The sequence below is a fragment of the Streptomyces sp. NPDC056503 genome, from assembly GCF_042794995.1.
Lineage (GTDB): Bacteria > Actinomycetota > Actinomycetes > Streptomycetales > Streptomycetaceae > Streptomyces.
The window spans coordinates 1-16,975 of record NZ_JBHTST010000040.1; the positions used below are offsets into that span (position 1 = coordinate 1).

At 73.8% G+C, this 16,975-nt stretch carries 12 protein-coding genes; 7 read left to right on the forward strand and 5 right to left on the reverse strand.

Going from position 1 to position 16,975, the window contains the following annotated elements; translation table 11 throughout:
* The 3 genes from ACFQ8C_RS14750 to ACFQ8C_RS14760 all read right to left on the reverse strand — a co-directional run.
* Window positions 1-496 (reverse strand): alcohol dehydrogenase catalytic domain-containing protein (locus ACFQ8C_RS14750; protein WP_383456582.1); only part of this gene is annotated, 496 nt, incomplete at its 3' end.
* Between the two features lie 418 nt (window positions 497-914).
* The gene (locus tag ACFQ8C_RS14755; protein WP_383456585.1) at window positions 915-1,751 is read right to left on the reverse strand and encodes a TetR family transcriptional regulator; all 837 of its coding nucleotides are present in this window, start codon (window positions 1,749-1,751) and stop codon (window positions 915-917) included.
* A gap of 100 nt (window positions 1,752-1,851) precedes the next feature.
* Window positions 1,852-3,633, reverse strand: coding sequence for a 3-hydroxyacyl-CoA dehydrogenase family protein (locus tag ACFQ8C_RS14760; protein ID WP_383456587.1), 1,782 nt, complete (start codon window positions 3,631-3,633; stop codon window positions 1,852-1,854).
* Between the two features lie 359 nt (window positions 3,634-3,992).
* Between ACFQ8C_RS14760 and ACFQ8C_RS14765 the strand changes: the two genes are divergently transcribed.
* Entirely contained in the window at window positions 3,993-4,622 is a 630-nt protein-coding gene (locus tag ACFQ8C_RS14765) for a HEAT repeat domain-containing protein (RefSeq protein ID WP_383456589.1), read from the forward strand.
* Between the two features lie 87 nt (window positions 4,623-4,709).
* On the opposite strand, the gene ACFQ8C_RS14770 is transcribed toward ACFQ8C_RS14765, so the two are convergent.
* Window positions 4,710-6,377: an alpha/beta fold hydrolase gene (locus tag ACFQ8C_RS14770; protein ID WP_383456592.1), complete on the reverse strand. Its 1,668-nt coding sequence runs from the start codon at window positions 6,375-6,377 to the stop codon at window positions 4,710-4,712.
* 447 nt (window positions 6,378-6,824) lie between these two features.
* Here ACFQ8C_RS14770 and ACFQ8C_RS14775 point away from each other — a divergent pair, with 447 nt between their 5' ends.
* Complete coding sequence (locus tag ACFQ8C_RS14775) at window positions 6,825-7,268, forward strand: SRPBCC family protein (RefSeq protein WP_383456594.1); 444 nt, start codon at window positions 6,825-6,827, stop codon at window positions 7,266-7,268.
* A 287-nt stretch (window positions 7,269-7,555) separates the two neighbouring features.
* Window positions 7,556-10,021 carry an MFS transporter gene (locus tag ACFQ8C_RS14780; protein WP_383456596.1) on the forward strand — a complete coding sequence of 822 codons (2,466 nt, stop codon included), beginning with the start codon at window positions 7,556-7,558 and terminating at the stop codon, window positions 10,019-10,021.
* Between the two features lie 9 nt (window positions 10,022-10,030).
* Here ACFQ8C_RS14780 and ACFQ8C_RS14785 read toward each other — a convergent pair whose 3' ends face one another.
* Window positions 10,031-11,266, reverse strand: coding sequence for a hypothetical protein (locus ACFQ8C_RS14785; RefSeq protein ID WP_383456598.1), 1,236 nt, complete (start codon window positions 11,264-11,266; stop codon window positions 10,031-10,033).
* A gap of 352 nt (window positions 11,267-11,618) precedes the next feature.
* Between ACFQ8C_RS14785 and ACFQ8C_RS14790 the strand changes: the two genes are divergently transcribed.
* The 4 genes from ACFQ8C_RS14790 to ACFQ8C_RS14805 are packed head-to-tail and all read left to right on the forward strand — an operon-like array spanning window position 11,619 to window position 16,844.
* Window positions 11,619-12,452 carry a M55 family metallopeptidase gene (locus tag ACFQ8C_RS14790; RefSeq protein ID WP_383456599.1) on the forward strand — a complete coding sequence of 278 codons (834 nt, stop codon included), beginning with the start codon at window positions 11,619-11,621 and terminating at the stop codon, window positions 12,450-12,452.
* 34 nt (window positions 12,453-12,486) lie between these two features.
* Window positions 12,487-13,860, forward strand: coding sequence for a M20/M25/M40 family metallo-hydrolase (locus ACFQ8C_RS14795; RefSeq protein ID WP_383456601.1), 1,374 nt, complete (start codon window positions 12,487-12,489; stop codon window positions 13,858-13,860).
* 30 nt (window positions 13,861-13,890) lie between these two features.
* Complete coding sequence (locus ACFQ8C_RS14800) at window positions 13,891-15,891, forward strand: S9 family peptidase (protein WP_383456603.1); 2,001 nt, start codon at window positions 13,891-13,893, stop codon at window positions 15,889-15,891.
* The gene (locus tag ACFQ8C_RS14805; RefSeq protein ID WP_383456605.1) at window positions 15,888-16,844 is read left to right on the forward strand and encodes an LD-carboxypeptidase; all 957 of its coding nucleotides are present in this window, start codon (window positions 15,888-15,890) and stop codon (window positions 16,842-16,844) included. Before ACFQ8C_RS14800 ends, ACFQ8C_RS14805 begins: the two co-directional genes overlap by 4 nt.
* Window positions 16,845-16,975 lie beyond the last annotated feature (131 nt).

Here is a 16,975-nt window from a genome sequence, read left to right on the forward strand (position 1 = left end):
GCTGCTCGGGGTCGAGCATCGTGTCGTTGTGGCCGTCGGAGGACTCCAGCTCGACCGACAGGCAGTGCGCGACGACCTCGTCGCCCGGGTTCCAGGCGTTGACGCCGGGGCCGGTGCGCAGCACGACGCCCGCGAGGTCGGAGCCGATGACGTGGTACGGCAGGTCATGGCGCCTGGTCAGCTCGGAGAGACGGCCGTAGCGCTCCAGGAAGCCGAAGGTCGAGACGGGCTCGAAGATCGAGGTCCAGACCGAGTTGTAGTTCACGGAGCTCGCCATGACGGCGACGAGCGCCTCGCCCGGGCCGAGCTCGGGGATCGGCACCTGGTCGAGGTGGAGCGACTTGCGGGGGTCCTTGTCGCGGCTGGCGACGCCGGCGAACATCTCCGCCTCGTCCTTGTGGACGGTGACGGCCCGGTACGACTCGGGGAGCTTGATGTTCGCGAAGTCGGCGGACGTGGCGTCCTGCGACTGGATCGCGTCCAGGATTTCCTTCACGGTGTGCCTCCGGCGGAGAGCGTCCGGGGAGCGGACGCCTGAGGGTTACGTCGGGGAGTGCTGCTGCTGTGGAGGTGTGCCGTCGGTTCGGCTCGGTACTGCTGTGGCGGCGCCGGGTGGGGCGCGAGGGTGCCTGTGACGCAGGCGTCCGGGCGCACGGCCGTAGGGCTGTGGGGACAGCCGGAACACGAGCTTTCTCGGTGCTCCGGCCACCCGGACAACATCAACGTATGGCACGCCGTGTCACGTGACAAGGCACTGCGTGCCAACAATTTCACTCAGATGAAAAAAGGTGTTCACGAATGAGCGATGATCGATCGAATGCCGCTCTGAGCTGGGGGAACACGACGAGGGCCGCCCCCGGGAAACCGGGGGCGGCCCTCGTGTCGGACCTTCGAAGGTGCGGGAGAAGCGGGCCTCAGCCCTTCGTGAGTGCCTGCTGGATGGTGCGCATGACCTCGTCCAGCGGAGCGTCGGTACGCGCCACGGCGACCACCACGTCACCCGAGGCGGAGACCTGCGCGACCGGCGCCTCCTGCGGGGTCGGGGCGGGCTGCTGAGAGGAGGAGGGGGCCGGACGACCCGCGCCTATGCCCGAGCCGAAGGTCTCCCGCACGATCGCGAAGGCGTGGTCGAGCTGGGACTCCACGTCCCCCTGGCCGCCGGCCCGCAGCCAGCGCCGCAGCACGTGGTTGTGGGCGGTGACCACCGCCGAGGCCGCCACCTCGGCGAGCAGCGGGTCGTCGTTGCCGTCGTGGTGGTCCCGCTCGTCGAAGTGGCCCAGCAGATAGCGGGTGAAGAGCCGCTCGTAGCGGGCCACCGAGGCGATCTCGCGCTCCCGCAGCGTCGGCACCTCGCGGGTCAGGCGGTAGCGGGCCACGGAGATCGCGGGGGAGCCCGCGTACATCTTCATGACCTCCTTGATGCCCCGGCACACCGTGTCGAGCGGGTGCTCGTGCGGCGGGGCCGCGTTCAGCACCGCCTCCGCGCGCACCAGCGTGTCGTCGTGGTCCGGGAAGATCGCCTCCTCCTTGGACCGGAAGTGGCGGAAGAAGGTCCGCCGGGCCACCCCGGCCGCGGCCGCGATCTCGTCGACCGTGGTGGCCTCGTACCCCTTCGTCGCGAAGAGCTCCATCGCGGCGGCCGCCAGCTCCCGCCGCATCTTGAGCCGCTGCGCGGCGGCACGGGTCCCCGCCGCGCTCTCCTGAGCGTCGGGCGAAGAGGTGGCACGGGGTGTCTTCACGGCCTTGGGCATGACCCGAACGTACTGCATCCGTGCAGGAAGACGCGCCTGCGGGGGCGGACCGCCGGAGGGCTCAAGGAGCCCGCCCCACCCCCGTCGCGGCTCGGTGGGCTCAGCGCCGGGCATATTCGCGGAAGCCGCGCCCCGTCTTACGGCCCAGGCAGCCGGCCGCCACCAGGTGCTCCAGGAGCGGCGCCGGGGCCAGGCCCGGGTCGCGGAACTCGCGGTGCAGCACCTTCTCGATCGCCAGCGACACGTCCAGGCCGACCACGTCGAGCAGCTCGAACGGACCCATCGGGTACCCGCCGCCCAGCTTCATCGCCGTGTCGATGTCGTCCAGCGTCGCGTAGTGCTCCTGGACCATCTTGACCGCGTTGTTCAGGTACGGGAAGAGCAGCGCGTTCACGATGAAGCCGGCCCGGTCGCCGCAGTCCACACCGTGCTTCCGGATCTTCGCGGTGACCTCGCGGACGGTGGTGTGCACGTCGTCGGCGGTCAGGACGGTGCGGACGATCTCGACCAGCTTCATGGCCGGCGCCGGGTTGAAGAAGTGCATGCCGATGACGTCCTGCGGGCGCGAGGTGGCGCGGGCGCAGGCCACGACCGGCAGCGAGGAGGTCGTGGTGGCGAGCACCGCGCCCGGCTTGCAGATCTTGTCCAGCCGGCCGAACAGCTCCTGCTTGATCGCCAGGTCCTCGGCGACCGCCTCGACCGCCAGGTCGACCTCGGCGAAGGCGTCGAGGGAACCGGCCGGAGCGATCCGGGCCAGCGTCTCCTCGCGGGCCTCGCCGGTCATCCGGCCCTTCTCCACCGAGCGGGCCAGCGACTTGGCGATGTACGCCTTGGCCGCGTCCGCCTTCTCCTGCGAGCGGGCGGCGAGGACGACGTCGTACCCGGCCTTGGCGAAGACCTCGGCGATGCCGGAGGCCATCGTGCCCGAGCCGGCCACGCCCACCGAGCGGACCTCGCGGCCCGCGCCGCCGGTGCCCGAGGCCGCCGGGGTCAGCGTGTCGGCGACCTTCTCGGCCGAGCCCGGCGCCGCGTACGTGTAGAAGCCGCGGCCCGCCTTGCGGCCGGTGAGGCCGGCCTCGGAGAGCTGCTTCAGGATCGGCGCGGGGGCGTGCAGCCGGTCGTGGGACGCCTGGTACATCGCGTCGAGGACGGTACGGGCGGTGTCGACGCCCACCAGGTCGAGCAGCTCCAGCGGGCCCATCGGCAGACCGCAGCCCAGCTTCATGGCGGCGTCGATGTCCTCGCGGGAGGCGTAGCGGGCCTCGTACATCGCGGCGGCCTGGTTGAGGTAGCCGAAGAGCAGCCCGTCCGCGATGAAACCGGCCCGGTCGCCGACGGCCACCGGCTCCTTGCCGAGGTCCTCGGCGAGCCGGGTGACCGCGTCCACCGCGCGGGGGTCGGTCAGCACCGAGGAGACCACCTCGACCAGCTTCATCGCCTGGACCGGCGCGAAGAAGTGCAGGCCGAGGACGCGCTCCGGGTGGGCGGAGTCGGCGGCGAGCCGGGTCACCGAGAGGGCGTTGGTGCCGGTGGCGAGGATGGCGTCCGGCCGGACGATCCCGTCGAGCGTCCGGAAGACCTCCTGCTTGGCCTCGTAGGTCTCCGGGACCACCTCGATGACGAGGTCGGCCGCGGCGGCGGCCTGGAGGTCCGAGTAGACGCGGAAGCGCGCCAGCGCGTCCTGCCGCTCGTCCTCGGTGATGCGCTCACGGGCCACGGCACGGGCGGTGGACGCCTCCAGGGCGGCGACTGCACGGGCGGCCGCGGACTCGCTGACGTCGATGCCGACGACCTCACGGCCGGCCCGGACGAGGACGTCGGCTATGCCGGTGCCCATGGTGCCGAGACCGACGACGGCGATGGTGGAGAGAGGGGTGTCCATCAGGGGACTCCTGAGAGGAAGAGTGACGACTGAAGGGCGGTGCGCGCGCGGAGGGAAAGGGCGCGGGAAATACCGGGAACGCGGCCGGCTGCACGGAGGCAGCGCCGCGGTGTACGGGGATGCGGCCCCGGTGCACACGGCGGCGAGGGCCTTGAGGAGAAAAAGGGAGGACGCGGGCTCTGTCCCTGAGCCACGTCGCGAACTGCCGAACCGACCAGCGCTCACCACGGCTGCGTCACCAGGCCGTGGCGAGAAGTGCGGGGGTTCCCCGCTCACTTGAGATTAACCGGCGAGTAACGAGCACGCCAGTCCTGGGAAGTCGGGAAAATGTGATGTGGATCGCGGATAGCCTCGGATTCATGGAAATCGCCGAGGACAACTCCGAGGTCGACTCGGAGGATCCCGAATTCTGCTCGATGATCGATCGATTGCGGGACGAGATCGAGAACGAAGAGGGAAGCCTTCCCGACGCATTCGGAGAACTCGCCCGCACCACCGACCCCGAGGAACTCCGGCGGCTGCTCACCGCACCGGGACAGCCGCTCTGGGCCCGGGAGATCGCCGCCTACCGGCTCGGCGTGGCCGGCGACCCGCGCGCCTTCGAGGCCCTCGTCCTCCTCCTCAACCACCGGGACCCCGAGCGGTGCGTCACCGCCGCCCACGCCCTCGTCCGGCTCGGCGACCCGCGCACCGCCCGGGCCGCCGCCGCCCTCGCCACCAACGAACTCCGGGCCGCCTACGCGCTGCTCCCGGTCCGGCTCCTCGCCGACCTGCGCGCCCCCGAGTCCGCCCCGGCCCTCGTCACCGTCCTGGAACGACGGCTGGCGGCCGGAGACCCCCACTGGCGGGTCGGCCTCGCCTGCGTCGAGGGCCTCGGCGCCCTCGGCGACCCGCTGGCCAGGGACGTCCTCGAAGCCGCCCTCCCGCACCCCCGCCTGGGCCGTGCCGCCGAACGCTCCCTGACCCTCCTCGGCGACCCGGCCGTCTGACCGGCCCGTCCCCCGGACGACGCGGCTGGACCGGGGGACGGGGGGACGGGGGCGCGGGTGTCGCGAGTGAGCGAGCGGGACCACGGATCAGCGCACGTGGCCGAGCAGCCCGTGGAGGGTGGTCCCGGCGGGTCGCACGGGGGCGGACGCCTTCCGGCCGGCGGCCTTCTCGCCGGCGCTCGCCTTCTTCGTGTCGCTCGCCTTCTCGCCGCCGGCCTCCGCCTTCGGCTTCGCGGCCGGTTCGGGCTCGGGCGCCGCCGCCGCGGCGCAGACCGCGTCGACCTCCGACGCGCCCTCGGCGCGGGGCACGGTGCCGGTGGCGAGGTAGGTGCTCAGGTGCTTGTCGAGGCAGTCGTTGCCGGCCAGGGTCACGCCGTGGTTCCCGCCGCCCTGCTCGACGACCAGGCTGGAGCCGCGCAGCATCCGGTGCAGGGCGAGCCCGCCCTCGTACGGGGTGGCGGCGTCGTCCGTGGCCTGGAGGACGAGGACCGGCGGCAGCTGGTCGTTGCCGACGTCCGGCGGGGTGAGCGGCTCCACCGGCCAGAAGGCGCACGGAGCGTTGTACCAGGCGTTGTTCCAGGTGGAGAAGGGCGCCTTGGCGTGGACCTCCCAGTTGTCCTTGCGCCAGACGTTCCAGTCCTTGGGCCAGGCGGCGTCCCGGCACTGGACGGCGGTGTAGACGGAGTAGCCGTTGTCGGCGGCGGAGTCGGCCTCGCCGTACCGCTCGTAGGCGGCCGTCAGCGGGGCCGGGTCCCGCTTGTTCACGTACGCGGAGAAGGCGCTCGCGAGCCTCGGCCAGTAGCCGTCGTAGTAGCCGCCGGGCAGGAAGGTGTCCTCCAGCTCGCCGGGGCCGACCTTGCCGCCGGCCGGCGAGTCGCCCAGCTCCTCGCGCATCCGGTACCAGGCGGCCTCGACGGCCGCCGGGTCGGTGCCCAGACCGTAGGCGGAGTCGTGCTTGGCCACCCAGGCCATGAAGTCCTTGTGGCGGGTGTCGAAGGCGTAGTCCTGCGCGATGTTGTCCTCGTACCAGACGCCGTTGGGGTTGACCACGGAGTCCAGCGCCATCCGCCGCACCCGCTCCGGATACAGCCGGGCGTAGACGGCGCCCAGGTAGGTGCCGTACGAGTAGCCGAGGTAGTTGATCCGCTCGGCGCCGAGCGCCCTGCGGATCAGGTCGAGGTCGCGGGCGGTGGAGACGGTGTCGATGTGCGGGAGCACGTCCGCGTACTTCTTGCCGCAGGCGGCGGCGAAGGCCTGCGCGCGCTCCAGGGCGGTCCGCTCGGCCTCGGCCCCGCGCGGCACCGAGTCGGGGCGCACCGGGTCGAAGTGGCCGGGCCGGCAGTCGAGCGCGGGCTCGCTCTTGCCGACGCCGCGCGGGTCGAAGCCGATGACGTCGTACTGGGCGGCGACCTTCGCGGGCAGCGAGGCGGCGACGTAGCCGGCCATGCCGCGGCCGCTGCCGCCCGGGCCGCCGGGGTTGACCAGGAGCGGGCCCTGGGAGGTCTTCGCGGTGTGCGGGATCCGGGTCAGCGCGAGCGAGATGTTCCGGCCGGCCGGGTCGTCGTGGTCGAGCGGCACCTTGAGGGTGGCGCACTGGAGCTCGGGGTACGCCGTGGTGGCGCAGTCGGTCCAGGCGAGCGGGGGGAGGGGGCGGGGGACCGGTTCACCGGTGCCCGCGGCGGACGCGGGCAGGACGGTGACCGTCCCGGCGACCAGCGCCCCAGCGGCGATCAGCATTCCTGCGCGGGTGGTCATGGAGCGTGAAGTGCCCCGCGGGGCGCGGGACACGACCTGTTGTGCCCGTGAACGACCCGAACGGAGGGGGCGTTGACGGCGTGTCAGGTGACTCTCCGGCGTGTCTGCGGGCTCGGGGGAGGCTGAGCTGCTCCGGGCCGCTGGCGGCAGTCGACGTCGGTGCCCAGGGCGATGGGGGCGCCCTGCCGGCGGCGGGAGGCGAGCCGACGGGTGGTGACCGCGTCCGTGCCGAAGAGGGCGGTGTCGGCGGGCCCGGAGGGGGTCTCGCCCGGAGGGCCCGGCGCAGGGACGCCCCCTCGATCGGTTTCGTTCGTGCGCTCGACTCCCGTGGCGACCGGAATAGAACACCTGTTCTCTTGGTCGTCGCAACCCGGATTTCGCGCCCCGCGAGGCTCGTGGTTCGCTTGGCCCACACCCCCCGAAGAACCATGAGCTGGAGGAAATGCGATGGCGCAGGTCGAGGCCACGACGGAACGGATCATCGCGGCGGACGCGGAGACCGTGTTCGACACGCTGGCCGACTACAGCGGCGCGCGCGCGAAGCTGCTGCCCGAGCACTTCAGCGAGTACGAGGTGCGCGAGGGCGGTGACGGCGAGGGCACGCTCGTCCACTGGAAGCTCCAGGCCACCAGCAAGCGCGTCCGCGACTGCCTCCTGGAGGTCAGCGAGCCCACCGACGGGCAGCTCGTCGAGAAGGACCGCAACTCCTCCATGGTCACCACCTGGACCGTGACCCCGGCCGGCGAGGGCAGCTCCCGCGCCGTCGTCACCTCCGTCTGGAACGGCGCCGGCGGCATCGGCGGCTTCTTCGAGCGGACCTTCGCCCCCAAGGGCCTCGCCCGGATCTACGACGCGGTCCTCGCCAACCTGGCGGCCGAGACCGAGAAGTAACGCCCGGGGCGTTCACCGGTTCGAGTGGATTCCCCGTCGCCCCCGTACCGGCGCCCGAAGCGCCGAGGGGGCGCGGGGAGTTCCGCAAACGCGCTGATGAGCGCCGCAAGTGCCCCCTCGCGCCCCGCCGTTCACGCCCGTCGACCCTCCGTCGGCCCACCTCCCGCCCGTCACGCCCGACTTGCTCCCGCTTCGCGCCCGATGCGAAGAATGGCCCGTCCCCGAGGGCGCCTCCGAGCCGAGGCCGCCTCCGCGCCGGGGCGACGCCATGACGAGGGGAGCCGTACGTGGGTGCGATCACGCTGGTGAAGGACGCCGGGGAAGCCGCCGCGCTCCCCGAGGACGGACCGCCCGGCGGGCCCCCGCCGCCGGCCCCGGACGAGACCCCGACCGACCCCCGGCGCGTCCGGCTCGTCTTCTTCGGCCTGATGCTCGCGCTGCTCCTCGCCGCGCTGGAGCAGATGATCGTCGCCACCGCGCTGCCGAAGATCGTCGGCGAACTCCAGGGCCTGGACCGGATGTCCTGGGCGATCACCGCCTATCTGCTGACCTCCACCATCGGCCTGCCCGTCTACGGAAAGCTCGGCGACCTCCTCGGCCGCAAGAGCGTCTTCCTCTTCGCCATCGTCGTCTTCGTCGTCGGCTCGGGACTCGCCGGCTGGTCCCGCAGCATGGACGAGCTCATCGCCTTCCGCGCCCTCCAGGGCGCCGGTGCCGGCGGCCTCATGATCGGCGTCCAGGCGATCATCGCCGACATCGTCCCGCCCCGCGAACGCGGCCGCTACATGGGCCTGATCGGCGCCGCCTTCGGCCTCGCCTCGGTCGCCGGACCGCTCCTCGGCGGCTTCTTCACCGACCACGTCTCCTGGCGCTGGTGCTTCTACTTCAACGTGCCCTTCGGGCTCGTCACCCTCGCCGTCGTCGCCACCGTCCTCAAGCTGCCCAAGCCGAAGGCCCGCGCCCGCTTCGACGTCCTCGGCACCCTGCTCCTCGCCGCCGCCTCCACCTGCCTGGTCCTGCTGACCAGTTGGGGCGGCACCGAGTACGACTGGGACGACCGGGTCATCATCGGCCTCGGCTGCGGCGCCGCCGGAACTGTCCTGCTCTTCCTCGTCGTCGAGCACTTCGCGCCCGAACCCCTCATCCCGCTGCGGCTGTTCCGCGACTCCGTCTTCACCGTCACCGCGCTCGTCGGCGCCGTCGTCGGCATCGCCCTCTTCGGCGCGGCCAGTTACCTGCCGAGCTTCCTCCAGATGGTCGAGGGCGCCACCGCCACCGAGTCCGGGCTCCTGATGCTCCCGCTCATGGGCGGGATCGTCGTCGCCTCCGTCGTCTCGGGCCAGCTCATCAGCCGCACCGGCCGCTACAAGGTCTACCCGGTGCTCGGCTCCGCCCTCGCCGTCCTCGGCATGGCGCTGCTCTCCCGGATGGACACCGGCACGCCCCGGCTCACCCACAGCCTCTGGCAGGCCGTCCTGGGCACCGGCATCGGCCTGATCATGCCGGTCCTCATCCTCGCCGTGCAGAACTCCGTCCGGCCCGCCGACCTCGGCACCGCCACCAGCGCCCACAACTACTTCCGCCAGATCGGCGGCAGCGTCGGCGCCGCGGTCTTCGGCACCGTCTTCGCCGCCCGCCTCGACTCCGCCCTCGCCGACCGGCTGCCCGCCGTCCAGGGCGCGGGCGGCCAGGGCGCGGGCGCCGCCCTGCCGCCCGCCGAGGCGATCACCCCGCAGACGGTGCACGCGCTGCCACCCGCCCTGCGTGACCTCTACGTCCAGGCGTACGCGGACGCCATGCCACGGATCTTCCTCTACCTCGTGCCGGTCCTCGTGCTCGGCCTCGTCCTCGCCTTCTTCCTCAAGGAGCAACCGCTGGTGTCCCACCACACCCCCGCCACCGAGGCCACCGACACCCCCTACGACACCGCCGCCCAGGCCGTGCCGCACGCCCGGCACGCGGCCCCCGCCCCGGCGCCCGCAGGCCCCCACCGCAGCGGGGTGCCGGTCTGCGGCACCGTCCAGCACCACGACGGCAGCCGCGTCCCGCGCGCCGCGCTCACCCTCATCGACGTCGGCGGGCGCCAGATCGGCCGCGGCGCCAGCGGCGAGGACGGCCGGTACGCGCTCAGCGTGCCGGGCGGCGGCTCGTACGTGCTGATCGCCGCCGCGGGCGGCCACCAGCCGCAGGCCGTCTCCGTGACCGTGGGCGACCGGCCGGTCGACCTCGACGTCGTCCTCGGCGGGGCCGGCCGCCTCGCCGGCAGCGTCGTCACCGCCGACGGAACCCCCGTCCGGGACGCCGCCGTCACCCTCACCGACGTACGCGGCGAGGTCGTCGCCTCCACCCGCAGCGGACGCGAGGGCGGGTACGTGATCACCGAGCTGGTCGCCGGCGAGTACACCCTCGCGGCCAGCGCCCCCGCCTTCCGGCCCGCCGCCGTCCCGGTCAGCGTCCAGTCCTCCCGCGAGACCCGCCAGGACATCGAGCTGGCGGGCGGCGCGGTGCTCCGGGGCACGGTCAGGGCCGGCGGCGGGAGGCCCGTCGAGGACGCCCGGGTGACCCTGCTCGACGCGGCCGGGAACGTCGTCGACACCCTCACCACCGGCCCCGACGGCACCTTCCGCTTCGTCGACCTGTCCTCCGGCGAGTACACGGTCATCGCCGCCGGATACCCGCCCGTCGCCACCGTCCTCCAGGTGGCCGGCGGAGGCCGCACCGAACGCGACCTCCAGCTCGGCCACGAGGACTGAGGCGGCCCCTCAGGGGGCGGTCGGCGCGGCCTTGCGCAGGGCGGCGATGCAGCTGCCGATCGCCTCCTGGAGGGCTTCGAGGCGCTGGAGCATGTCCTCCTCGTAGATCTCCTCCTCCATCACCTCGTCGAGGGTCAGCTCCTCGAAGACCTTCGTGGCCTTCTGGAGGGAGCTGTAGAAGCGGGTCCTGCGCTCCTGCACCCGCAGCGCCGGGTCCTCCTCGACCGCCCTCGCGACGAGCCCCCTCACCGACTCGTACGCCTCGCCGGCCCACTCGCCGGCCTCCTCCGAGTCGTCCAGCCCGTCGATCAGCGACAGATGCCGCTCGGCCTCCGCGCGCACCTCGGCGGGCGCCTCGACGGTCTGCCCGGCGGGGGTCCTGACCTGCCCGTTCTCGACGATCTGACGGACGTAGCCGATCCGGTCGGCGACCTTCGCCTCGCTCGCCACCGCCTTCTTCAGGTCGTCCGTGCGGGCGATGGCCCGCGCCATCTCCGTCTGGAGCGCCGGGTCCTCCTTCATCCGGTCGAGCAGCGCCCCGCGCGCCGCCTCGGCCGTCCCCGGGTCGGCGAGGATCGCGGCCCGCAGCGCCGTCGGGTTCTCCGCCACCTCCAGGGCCTTCGTCGGCCGGATGCCCTCCGCCTCCGCCGCCGCGCTGATCGCCTGGCCCCGCACGGAGGACGCGCTGTTGCGGGAGGTGTAGTACGACAGCCAGACGTCCGCGTCCGGCAGCTCGATGTCGGCGCCCGGCTCCAGGACCTCGAACTGCGGCACCAGACCGTCGTCCGCCGCCATGTCCCACGCCTTGTAGTGGCGCATCACGCGCTCCGCCGAGCACCCGGCGAGCGCCGCGAACGCGCGCGCCGACACCTTCCGCGCCGCCGTGCCCTCGGCCGGCTGCCCGCCGGGCCGCACGCTGCGGGCCACCTTCAGGGCGAAGGTCCAGCCGCCGGTCCTGGCGTAGACCCCGAAGTCCCGGGCGTCCCGGACGACGACCGGGTCGTGGTCGGCGGGGTCGGTGGAGACGGACGCGTCCTCCTCGACGTCCTCCTCCACGTCCTCCTCCACGGCCTCCCCTTCGGCGGTCCCCCCTGCGGGGATCTCCTCCTCGGCCTTCTCCCCGGAGGCCCCGGACCCGGGGGCGTCCTGGGGCTCCGCTGCCTGCGGGACCCAGAAGCCCTCCTCCGCCTCGGGAGCGGGAGAGGAGGCGGGGGTGGTGTCGGACGGATCGAGCGCGATGGTCACCGAGAACACTCCGGTCGGTCGGGCGGGACAACTGCGGCCGACAGCCTATACGTACCCCTTGGAGATGTTTGGGCCGATTCAGGAGTCGGATCGTCCGAGAACGGGACGGCGCCGGGGAAGGCCGCCGGGCGGGATGCTTCCATGATCCACGGAATCGGGCACCGCCCCGCCCGGTGAGCGCGCGGCCCGCGCCGCCGAGGCGCCGCGCCGCACGCCCGGGACCGACCCGCGGACCTTCGCCGAACCGCCCTGACGTGCCGGTACCTCCCTTCCGGCGACACCATTGGTCCACTCCAACGACGGTTATCCACAGGGGTGGTACGGCCGCCGGACGGCGCGTACGGTGCCAGTCATGAAGATCCTCATCAGCGCCGACATGGAGGGCGCCACCGGCGTCACCTGGCCCGCCGACGTGCTGCCCGGCACGCCCCAGTGGGAGCGCTGCCGGCCGATGTTCACCTCGGACGTGAACGCGGCGGCGCTCGGCTTCCTCGACGGCGGCGCCGACGAGGTGCTGGTGAACGAGGCGCACTGGACGATGCGGAACCTGCTCCTGGAGCAGCTCGACGACCGGGTCCAGATGCTCACCGGCCGCCACAAGTCGCTCTCCATGGTCGAGGGCGTCCAGCACGGGGACGTCGACGGGATCGCCTTCGTCGGCTATCACACCGGCGCCGGCGCCGAGGGCGTCCTCGCCCACACCTACCTCGCCAACTCGATCACCGGCGTCTGGCTGAACGGCCTGCGCGCGAGCGAGGGGGTGCTCAACGCGCACGTGGTCGCGGAGTACGGCGTCCCCGTCGTCCTCGTCACCGGCGACGACCTGACCTGCGAGGACGCCCTGGGCTACGCCCCCGAGGCGCTCAAGGTCGCCGTCAAGGACCACGTCTCGCGGTACGCGGCGGTGTGCCGGACGCCGGCCCGCACCGCCGCCGACATCCGGGCCGCCGCCCGCGAGGCGGCCGCCCTCGCCGTCCGCCACGAGCCGGTGAACGCCGGGCCGCACACCGTCCAGGTCGAGTTCGACGCCGAGCACCTGGGCGCCGCCGCCACGGTGGTTCCCGGCGTGGCGCGGAGCGGCGAGCGGCGCGTCGCGTACACCAGCGCGACGATGTACGAGGCGATCCGCACGTTCAAAGCGGTCACGACGATCGTCTCGGCCGCCGTGGAGGAGCAGTATGGCTAGCAGCACGCCCCGCGCAGGTACGCCCCGCGCAGGTATGTCCCGCACAGGCACGTCCCCCGAAGGCGCGGCCCCGGTGGGCCCGTCCCCCTCGGGACCGGACGGGAAGGCGCTCGACGAGGTCGTCGCCTTCACCTCCGACCTGATCCGCATCGACACCACCAACCGCGGCGGCGGTGACTGCCGCGAGCGCCCCGCCGCCGAGTACGTCGCCGAGCGGCTCGCCGACGCCGGGATCGAACCGACCCTGCTGGAGCGCACCCCCGGCCGGACCAACATGGTCGCCCGCATCCCCGGCACCGACCCCACCGCCCCCGCCCTCCTCGTCCACGGCCACCTCGACGTCGTCCCGGCCGACCCGGCCGAGTGGACCGTCCACCCCTTCTCCGGGGAGGTCCGCGACGACGTCGTCTGGGGCCGGGGCGCCGTCGACATGAAGAACATGGACGCGATGGTCCTCGCCGTCGCCCGCTCGTGGGCCCGCCAGGGCGTCCGCCCGCGCCGCGACATCGTCCTCGCCTACACCGCCGACGAGGAGGACAGCGCCGAGGACGGCTCCGGCTTCCTCGCCGACCGGCACGCCGCCCTCTTCGAGGGCTGCACCGAGGGCATCAGCGAGTCCGGCGCCTTCAGCTTCCACCCCCACCCCGGCATGACGCTCTACCCCATCGGGGCCGGCGAGCGGGGCACCGCCTGGCTCAAGCTCACCGCCCGCGGCCGGGCCGGCCACGGCTCCAAGGTCAACGAGGCCAACGCGGTCACCCGCCTCGCCGCGGCCGTCGCCCGCATCGGCGCCCACGGCTGGCCCGTCCGGCTCACCGCCACCGTCCGCGCCGCCCTCACCGAGCTCGCCGCGCTGCACGGCATCGACGTCGACACGGAGGACCCCGAGCTCGACGTGCCGCTCCTCCTCGACAAGCTCGGGCCGGCCGCCGCCCTCGTCGAGGCCACCGTCCGCAACAGCGCCAACCCGACGATGCTCCAGGCCGGGTACAAGTGCAACGTCATCCCCGGCCAGGCCGTCGCCTACGTCGACGGACGGATGCTGCCCGGCACCGAGGACGAGTTCGCGGCCACCATGGACCGGCTCACCGGACCGGACGTCGCCTGGGAGTTCCACCACCGCGAGGTGCCCCTCGAAGCACCCGTCGACTCCCCGACCTTCGCCAAGCTGAGGGCCGCCGTCGAACGCTTCGACCCGGACGGGCGGGCCGTGCCCTTCACCATGTCCGGCGGCACCGACGCCAAGCAGTTCTCCCGGCTCGGCATCACCGGCTACGGCTTCTCTCCGCTGAAGCTGCCCCCGGGCCTGGACTACGGCGCGCTCTTCCACGGCGTCGACGAACGCGTCCCCGTCGACGCCCTGCACTTCGGCGTGCGGGTGCTCGACCACTACCTGAAGACCGCGTAGGACCGAACAGGAACCCCGGGGGGATCGAGAATGCAGAACACGGCCGCCTACGGCAGCTGGCCGTCGCCCGTCACCGCCGCGCTCGCGGCGGCCAACGACGGACGGCCCGATCACCTGTCCACCGTCGGCGACGAGGTGTGGTGGACCGCTCCGCGCCCCACCGAAGGCGGCCGCCGGACGCTCGTCCGGCGGCGCGCCGACGGCACCGAGGAGACCCTGCTGCCCCCGCCGTGGAACGTCCGGAGCCGGGTCATCGAGTACGGCGGCCGCCCCTGGGCCGCCGCCGAACGGCCCTCCGGCGGACCCCTCGTCGTCTTCTGCCACTTCCCCGACCAGCGGCTGTACGCCTACGAGCCCGACGCCCGGCCCGGGGCCGAGCCCCGGCCGCTCACCCCCGTCTCCGGCGTCGGCGGCGGACTGCGCTGGTCCGACCCGGTGCTGAGGACCGGGCACGGCGAGGTCTGGTGCGTCCTGGAGGAATTCACCGGCCCGGCGCCCACCGACGTCCGCCGCGTCCTCGCCGCCGTCCCGCTCGACGGCTCCGCCGCCGACGACCGGGCCGCCGTCCGCGAACTCTCCGACGGGCGCCACCGGTTCGTCACCGGCCCCCGGATCTCGCCCGACGGGCGGCGGGCCGTCTGGCTCGGCTGGGACCACCCCCGGATGCCCTGGGACGGCACCGAGGCCGTCCTCGCCGAGATCACCGCCGACGGCACCCTCAAGGACGCCAGGACCGTCGCCGGCGGACCGGAGGAATCGGTGCCGCAGGCCGACTGGGACGCGGCCGGCCGCCTCCTCCTCAGCAGCGACCGCACCGGCTGGTGGAACCTCTACCGGGCCGAGGTCGCCGCCGACGGCACCCTCGGACCCGTCGCCGCGCTCTGCCCCCGCGAGGAGGAGTTCGCCGGACCCCTCTGGCAGACCGGACTCACCTGGTTCAAGGCCCTGGAGACCGGGCCGATCGCGGTCCTCCACGGCCGCGGCGACGCCGTCCTCGGCATCCTCGACCCCGACACCGGCGCCCTCGTCGACGTCCCCGGCCCCTGGACCGTCTGGAGCTCCACCCTCACCGTCCACGGCACCCGCGTCCTCGGCGTCGCCGCCGGACCCCACCGCCGCCACGAGATCGTCGAACTCGACACCCGCACCGGACGCACCCGGGTCGTCGGCTCCCCGCACACCGACCCCGTCGACCCCGCCCACTACCCCGAGCCCGCCGTCCGCACCTTCACCGGACCCGGCGGCCGTGACATCCACGCCCACGTCCACCCGCCCCGCAACCCGGCCGCCACCGGCCCCGCCGGGGAACTCCCGCCCTACGTCATCCGCGCCCACGGCGGCCCCACCGGCCACTCCGCCCTCGTCCTCGACCTGGAGATCGCCTACTTCACCTCCCGCGGCATCGGCGTCGCCGAGGTCAACTACGGCGGTTCCACCGGCTACGGCCGCGCCTACCGCGAGCGGCTCCGCGGCGAGTGGGGCGTCGTCGACGTCGAGGACTGCGCCGCCGTCGCCACCGCCCTCGCCGCCGAGGGCACCGCCGACCCCGCCCGCCTCGCCATCCGCGGCGGCAGCGCCGGCGGCTGGACCAGCGCCGCCTCCCTCGTCCGCACCGACGTCTACGCCTGCGGCACGATCATCTACCCCGTCCTCGACCTGAAGGGCTGGGCCACCGACGAGACCCACGACTTCGAGTCCCGCTACCTCGACGGCCTCATCGGCCCCCTCGACGAGGTGCCCGAGCGGTACGAGGAACGCTCGCCCATCGAGCACGTCGACCGGATCACCGCCCCCTTCCTCCTCCTCCAGGGCCTCGACGACGTCATCTGCCCGCCCGCCCAGGCCGAACGGCTCCTCGCCCGCGCCGCCGGCCGGGGCATCCCGCACGCCTACCTGGCCTTCCCCGGCGAAGGCCACGGCTTCCGGCACGCCGACACCATGATCCGCGCCCTGGAGGCCGAACTCGCCCTCTACGCCAGGGTCTTCGGCTTCGACCGGCCCGACGTCCCGGAGCTGGAGCTGCGCACGTGACCGCGCCCACCCCGGCCCCCGGCCCCGCCCCCGTACGCGAGCTGGCCCGCCCCGCCCGGCTGCGCCCCGGCGACCGCATCGCCGTCGTCGCCCCCAGCGGCCTGATCCCCGAGGAGCGGCTCCGGGCGGGGCTCGACCTGCTGCGCGGCTGGGACCTCGAACCGGTCGTCGCCCCGCACGTCCTCGACGCCCACCCGGTCCTCGGCCACCTCGCGGGCGCCGACCGCGCCCGGGCCCGCGACCTCACGGAGGCGTACACCGACCCCTCCGTAGCCGCCGTGATCTGCGCGCGCGGCGGCTACGGCGCGCAGCGCATGGTGGACCTGGTGGACTGGGTGGCGATCCGCGCGGCCGGCCCCAAGCCCTTCATCGGCTACAGCGACGTCACCGCCCTGCACGAGGCGTTCGCCGTCCGCGCCGGATTCGCCACCCTGCACGGCCCGATGATCACGACCGCCCCCTTCCTCGACGAGCCGCGCACCCGGGACTCCCTGCGGGCCACCCTCTTCGCGCCCGAGACGGTACGGACCCCGGCGACGGGGACCGCGCTGGTGCCGGGCCGCGCCGCCGGCGTCACCCTCGGCGGCTGCGCCAGCCTGCTCGCCTCCGACCTCGGCACCCCGTACGCCAGGCCCTCCGCCCGCGGCGGCCTGCTCCTGCTGGAGGAGGTGGGGGAGGAGCCGTACCGCCTCGACCGGATCCTCACCCAGCTGCTCCGCTCCGGCTGGCTCGACGGCGTCGCCGGGATCGCCCTGGGCTCATGGGAGGAGTGCGGGCCGTACGAGGAGGTCCGCGCGCTCCTCGCCGACCGGCTCGGCGACCTGGGCGTGCCGGTCGTGGAAGGGCTGGGCTTCGGCCACGACCCCACCGCGCCGACCGTGCCGCTCGGCGTGCCGGCCGTCCTCGACGCCGACGCGGGCACGCTCACCCTCGACGTACCGGCCCTGCTCTGACGGCGAGGGCGGGGCGGGGCCGGGGGTGAGGGCGGGGCGGGGCGCGGGAACCGGGGCACGCCCGAGCGGCGGGACGTCCTCACCGCCTCGCCCGAGGCCTCGGCCGTCCGGTGGACGAACCGCCGGACGGC

Excerpts from the sequence above, each read along its gene's own strand:
- ACFQ8C_RS14755 (WP_383456585.1), bottom strand. The coding sequence starts at position 1,751 with ATGCCCAAGGCCGTGAAGACACCCCGTGCCACCTCTTCGCCCGACGCT.
- ACFQ8C_RS14760 (WP_383456587.1), bottom strand. The coding sequence starts at position 3,633 with ATGGACACCCCTCTCTCCACCATCGCCGTCGTCGGTCTCGGCACCATG.
- ACFQ8C_RS14765 (WP_383456589.1), top strand. The coding sequence starts at position 3,993 with ATGGAAATCGCCGAGGACAACTCCGAGGTCGACTCGGAGGATCCCGAA.
- ACFQ8C_RS14790 (WP_383456599.1), top strand. The coding sequence starts at position 11,619 with ATGAAGATCCTCATCAGCGCCGACATGGAGGGCGCCACCGGCGTCACC.
- ACFQ8C_RS14795 (WP_383456601.1), top strand. The coding sequence starts at position 12,487 with ATGTCCCGCACAGGCACGTCCCCCGAAGGCGCGGCCCCGGTGGGCCCG.
- ACFQ8C_RS14800 (WP_383456603.1), top strand. The coding sequence starts at position 13,891 with ATGCAGAACACGGCCGCCTACGGCAGCTGGCCGTCGCCCGTCACCGCC.
- ACFQ8C_RS14775 (WP_383456594.1), top strand. The coding sequence starts at position 6,825 with ATGGCGCAGGTCGAGGCCACGACGGAACGGATCATCGCGGCGGACGCG.
- ACFQ8C_RS14770 (WP_383456592.1), bottom strand. The coding sequence starts at position 6,377 with ATGACCACCCGCGCAGGAATGCTGATCGCCGCTGGGGCGCTGGTCGCC.